Annotated in this window: 3 protein-coding genes; 1 reads left to right on the forward strand and 2 read right to left on the reverse strand. The window is 69.9% G+C overall.

What is annotated here, in order from left to right:
- Positions 1-66 precede the first annotated feature (66 nt).
- Positions 67-4,044: an MMPL family transporter gene (locus VN779_RS13750; protein WP_325723180.1), complete on the reverse strand. Its 3,978-nt coding sequence runs from the start codon at positions 4,042-4,044 to the stop codon at positions 67-69.
- A gap of 2 nt (positions 4,045-4,046) precedes the next feature.
- A complete protein-coding gene (locus VN779_RS13755) occupies positions 4,047-4,754 on the reverse strand; it encodes a response regulator transcription factor (protein ID WP_325723182.1) in 708 nt (235 codons plus the stop codon).
- Between the two features lie 156 nt (positions 4,755-4,910).
- Here VN779_RS13755 and VN779_RS13760 point away from each other — a divergent pair, with 156 nt between their 5' ends.
- A complete protein-coding gene (locus tag VN779_RS13760) occupies positions 4,911-5,381 on the forward strand; it encodes a ribose-5-phosphate isomerase (RefSeq protein ID WP_325723183.1) in 471 nt (156 codons plus the stop codon).
- Positions 5,382-5,422: the final 41 nt, after the last annotated feature.

A 5,422-nucleotide genomic window follows, 5' to 3' on the forward strand; every position in this document is an offset into this window, starting at 1 on the left:
TAGGTGCGCACTCCACCCGGCCGTTCCCCGTTGATTGGTCGGTGTGGTTGGGGATTGGGCGGGCGGTTAACGCACGCCGGTGTGTTCCGGCTCGGTCGCCTCGGTGCCGGTGCCGGTGCCGGGCGAGGGGAGTGCGGGGACCGGCTCGGCGGCGTCGTCGGTTTCGCGCCGCGACGGGGAGGGCTCGACGCGCAGGATGCGCGCCGCCCACACCGGCATCCACCAGTTCCACCGCCCGAACAGCGAGATCAGTGCCGGAACCAGCAGCGCGCGCACGATCGTCGCGTCCAGCAGGATGCCGGCGCCCAGCGCGGTGGCGAACATCTTCACATCGGTGTCCGGTGCCGAGCCGAGCGCGGCCATGGCCAGGAACAGGATCAGCGCCGCCGAGGTGACCAGGCGCCCGGTCCGGCCGATGCCGGTAACCACGGCCTTCGACGTGGAGCCGGTCGCGTCGTACTCTTCGCGCATCCGGGCCAGGATGAAGACCTCGTAGTCCATCGAGAGCCCGTAAAGGAACGCGAAGACCATCAGCGGGATCCAGCCGGTGATCGTGCCGGTCGCCGGGATGCCCCAGATCGCGTTGGAGCCAAAGCCCTTCTGCCAGATAAGCACCAGCGCGCCGTAGACCGCGGCGAGCGAGAGCAGGTTGAGGATGACCGCCTTGATCGGCAGCACGATCGAGCGGAACGCCCGGGCGAGCAGCACGAAGGTGAGCAGTCCGAGCAGAACCAGCATCAACGGGAAGTTGCCGTAGACCGCGTGGATCATGTCCACCTCGACCGCGCCGATGCCGCCGATGAGCGCTCCGGGCACGGCCGTGGCCAGCGCCCCGCGCACCGCCCGCGTGACGCCCTCGCCCGCGGTGCTCGTGCTTTCCGGGGTCGGCACGGCCACCACGAGCGCGGAGTCGGGCCGGCTCCAGGCCGGGCCGGTCGGCGCGGCGGCGAAGTCGATGCCTGAGATACCGGACACCGCGCCGGTCGTCGCCTGGGTGGTGGCGGACTTCGGCACGTAGATCTCGATCGGGGTCAGCACTCCGGTCGGGATGTTCGCGGCGCGCAGCATGACCACCGCGTCGTGCGCCGGGCCGCTCTGCGACAGCGAGTCGGAGGAAGGGTCGCCGATCTTCAGGCCGGTCGCGTTGATCGCCAGCGCGCCGAGCACCACCAGCGCTCCGATCGCCGCGATCCAGCGCCGCCGCACCACGAAGCGGGCCCAGGCGGTCCAGCTGCGTGAGGCCTTGTCCTCGTGCCGGATGCGTGGCCAGTCCAGCCGCCTGCCGATGCCGGAAAGCAGCGCCGGGACGAGCGTCAGCGTCACGCACACCGACACCAGCGGGATGATCATGCCGCCGTAGCCGATCGAGCGCAGGAAAGGCACCGGCAGGATCACCAGCGCGAGCAGGCCGAGCGCGACCGTGACGCCGGAGAAGGCCACCGCGCGGCCGGCCGTGGTCATCGCGCGGCGCACCGCGGTGTCGTTGTCGTATCCGTGCGCCAATTCCTCGCGCCAGCGGGTGACCAGCAGCAGCGAGTAGTCGATCGCGACGCCGAGCCCGATCAGCCCGACCAGGAACTGCACGATCATCGAGACCGAGGTGATCTCGGTGATGCCCAGGATCGCCAGGAAGGCGGTCAGCACCGAGACCGCCGCGACCAGCAGCGGCACCAGCGCCAGCAGCGAGGCGAAGACGAACAGCAGCACCGCGAGCGCGCCGACGCCGCCGAGCAGCACCTCGTTGAGGATGCTCAAGCCCTTGCCAGACCCAGAGCCGTTGCTCTGCAGCGGCTGCTCACCGGTGATCAGCACGGTCGAGCCCGACGGCAGCGCGGCCGTCAGCTTCTGTTGCACGCTGGCGGAGATCTGATCCTGGATCTTGCCGGAGGACATGCCGCCGCCCCCGGGCGTGAAGACCAGAGCGTAGGTGGTGCGCCCGTCCGAGCCGATGAACTTGGCGTCGTGCGTGTTCGCGTAGTCCGCTACCCGCGCCTGCGGAATGCTGTCGAGCGAGCTGAACGCCGCGGTCACCCGCGGGTCGGTCGCCGAGACGCCGGCCGGCAGCTTCACGACCGGAACCAGCGGCGTGGCCATGCCCCCGTTGCCGTACTCGGCGACGATCGCCTGGTTGGCCACATAGCTCGGCTGACCCGGCATCGCGAACGTCTTGTCGAGATGGTTGGACAGCGTGCTTGACGCGGCGATTCCGGCGATGAACGCGGCGATCCACAGGCCGTAGATCCATTTGCGGTGGGCGGTGACGAACGTCGAGAGCCTCTCCATGGCGGCCGATCCCCTCCTACTCCCGTGATCAGGCACCGCCTCTGCGCGCGGCGCACTATCCGAGAGCGAACCAGGAGCGCCTGGCTGGGTACTGTGCGGCTCCTGTGAGGGTCCTGTGAGAGTTCCTGGCGGCGCCGTGAGATTTCCTGGCGGCATTGTGAAAGCCGAGCCGGAAGCAGGGGTGGCGTCCTCATCCGGCGTTGATGCGGTGCCTGAGATCGGGAGCCGGATGGTGAAAACGGTGCCGCAATCGGTAATCGACCGCACTTGCGCCGTGCCACCGTGCGCTGCCGCGACCGATGCGACGATGGACAGGCCGAGTCCCGACCCGCCCGCGCCATCGCCTCGCTTGCGGGATGCGTCCGCGCGATAGAAGCGTTCGAAGACCTTGGCCTGCTGCTCCTCGGTGAGACCGGGGCCGGCGTCGGCGACCTCGACGACCGCGGTGTCGCCGGTTTTCCGGACGCTGATGGACGCGGGCGTGCCCGGCGGCGTGTGCGCGCGGACATTCGAAAGCAGATTCGCCAGCATCTGTCGCAGCCGGTCGGCGTCTCCGCAGACCTCGACGCGTTGCGCGGCCGCATCCACGGCGAATTGATCGCCGTTGCGCGTCTGTGCGCCGTCCTGCTCGACGCGCACGGTCACATCGACCGGCCACTGCGGCCCGGCGGCCTGGGAATCGCGGGCGGCGTCCCGGGCCAACGCGCCGAGGTCCACCGCGCCGCGGCCGAGCGGACGGCCGGAGTCCAGTCGCGCCAGCAGCAGCAACTCGTCGACCAGCACGCCCATCCGGGCCGACTCCGACTCGATCCGCCGCATCGCCAGCGCCAGATCCTCCGGCCGGGACGCGGCGCCGCGCCGGAACAATTCGGCGTAGCCGCGGATCGACGCCAGCGGCGTGCGCAGTTCGTGCGACGCGTCGGCGATGAATCGGCGCAGCCGCTCCTCCGAGGAGCGTTGCTCGTGGAAGGCCCGCTCAAGCCGCGCCAGCATGGCGTTGACCGAGGCGCCGACCCGCCCGACCTCGGTCACCCCGTCTGAAGGATCGATACGGCGGTCCAGCTCCCCGGCGCCGATCGCGACGATCTGATCGCCCATCCGCTCGAACGGCTGCAGGTTCCGCTTGATCCGGCGGTTCGCCATCACCCCGACCATCAGGAACGCCAGCAGCCAGGCGACTCCCTCGATCTGCGCGACGTTCCGCATCGTGTCGCTGATGTCGCTCTCCACTCCGGCGAGCACCAGGTAGCCGTGCCCGTCCGGCAGCCGCGAGACCCGCACCCGATAGGTGGGGCCCGGCGGATGACGCGGGCCGTTGGGAGTGTTGACGCCGTAGAAGTGCGCTCCGTCGTGAGCGGAGCCCGAGCCGGGGGTTCCGACGGGCAGCACCGCGGGGATCGTCAGCCCGGTATTCGCCGGCTGCTGAAACCGGACCTTGTTGTCGATATCGCGCAGCTGAATGTAGATCGGCAGCAGCCCGGCTTTGCTGAGCAGGTGCCAGACCGAGTCGTTGCCGCCCCCGGTTGCCCCGGCCAGGGTGAAGTCCGGCGGCTGGCCTGGGGCGGCGCTCTGCAGGGTGACCTGGTCCACGAGCTGCGCGGTGCGGTCGAGCTCGCTGTCCAACCGGTTTTGCAGCACCGTGTGCACCGCGAAGAACGTGCCGATCGCGGCGACGGTCAGCCCGAGCGCGAGCCGGGTGAGCAGGGTGTGCAGCAGCCGCTTGCGCAGCGTGCGGGCCCGGCGGACGCGCGGTAGGCGCATCGCTACTCCTTCGGCAGCCGCAGCGAGTAGCCGACGCCGCGGACGGTGTGGATGAGCGGCGGCCGCTCGCGGTCCACCTTCTTGCGCAGGTAGGAGATGTACGTCTCGACCACGTTGTCGCCGCCGCCGAAGTCGTACTGCCACACGTGGTCGAGGATCTGCGCCTTCGACATGACCCGGCCGGCGTTGATCAGCAGGTAGCGCAGCAGCTTGAACTCGGTCGGGGTCAGGTCGAGCAGGCAGCCGGACCGCCGAGCCTCGTGCGCATCCTCGTCGATGATCAGATCGGAGTACTCCAACCGGGCGTCTTCCAGCTCGGGACGAGTGCGCCGCAGCACGGCCCGGATGCGGGCGATCAGTTCGTCGAGCGAGAACGGCTTGGTGACGTAATCGTCGCCGCCGACCGTCAGTCCGGTGATCTTGTCCTCAGTGGCGTCGCGCGCGGTCAGGAAGACGACCGGCAGTTTCACGCCCTGCGAACGCAGCCGCCCGCACACTTCGATGCCGGTGTAGTCGGGCAGCATCACGTCGAGCACCGCGAGGTCGGGGGCGAACTCGGCGGCCTTGCTCAGCGCCTCGCGGCCGGTGCCCGCCGTCGCCACCTCGAAGCCCTCGTAGCGCAGCGCGAGGCCGACCAGGTCGGTGATCGCGGCCTCGTCGTCCACGACCAGGATGCGCGCCTCCGTCTTGCCGTTCTGGCGCTCGCTCATCGCGTTCAGCCCCCTGTTGGAAGTGCCGCGTTGCACTTACCACGGCCCGGCGAAAAACTACGCGTTCCCACTGTGCCGTACCTGGGGGCTTCCTGTGAGTCGCCTGTGCGCCCGGCTCGGCGCAAGACCGTGGGTGCGGGATGGGAAACTGTGCCCATGCGAATCTTCCTCGGCTCGGACCACGCCGGCTACGAACTGAAGACCCGCCTGCTCGACCGCCTCAAGGAACTCGGCCACGAGCCGGTTGACTGCGGGCCGCACGAGTACGTCTCCACCGACGACTACCCGCCTTACGTGCTGCGCGCCGCGAAGGGCGCGGCCGACGAGCCCGGCACTCTCGGCATCGTGATCGGCGGTTCCGGCAACGGCGAGGTCATCGCGGCGAACAAGGTCCCCGGCGTGCGTGCGGCGCTGGTCTGGAGCGAGCAGACCGCCACCCTGGCCCGGCAGCACAACGACGCCAACGTGATCAGCATCGGCGGCCGCATGCATCCGATCGAGGACGCGGTGCGGTTCGTCGAACTCTTCGTCGCGACCCCGTTCAGCGGCGACCCGCGGCATGCGCGTCGCATCGGCATGCTCACCGAGTACGAGCGGACCGGCGAACTGCCCGCGCTTCCCCGATAGCCGCCCGAGCGCGGCTACGCGGCGGCCCTGTCGCGGCGTCA

This window comes from Actinocrinis sp. (assembly GCF_035605935.1).
GTDB lineage: Bacteria > Actinomycetota > Actinomycetes > Streptomycetales > Catenulisporaceae > Actinocrinis.

What these genes read in the sequence shown, in the direction of transcription:
- VN779_RS13750 (WP_325723180.1), bottom strand. Translation starts at nt 4,044, where the DNA reads ATGCGCCTACCGCGCGTCCGCCGGGCCCGCACGCTGCGCAAGCGGCTG.
- VN779_RS13755 (WP_325723182.1), bottom strand. Translation starts at nt 4,754, where the DNA reads ATGAGCGAGCGCCAGAACGGCAAGACGGAGGCGCGCATCCTGGTCGTG.
- VN779_RS13760 (WP_325723183.1), top strand. Translation starts at nt 4,911, where the DNA reads ATGCGAATCTTCCTCGGCTCGGACCACGCCGGCTACGAACTGAAGACC.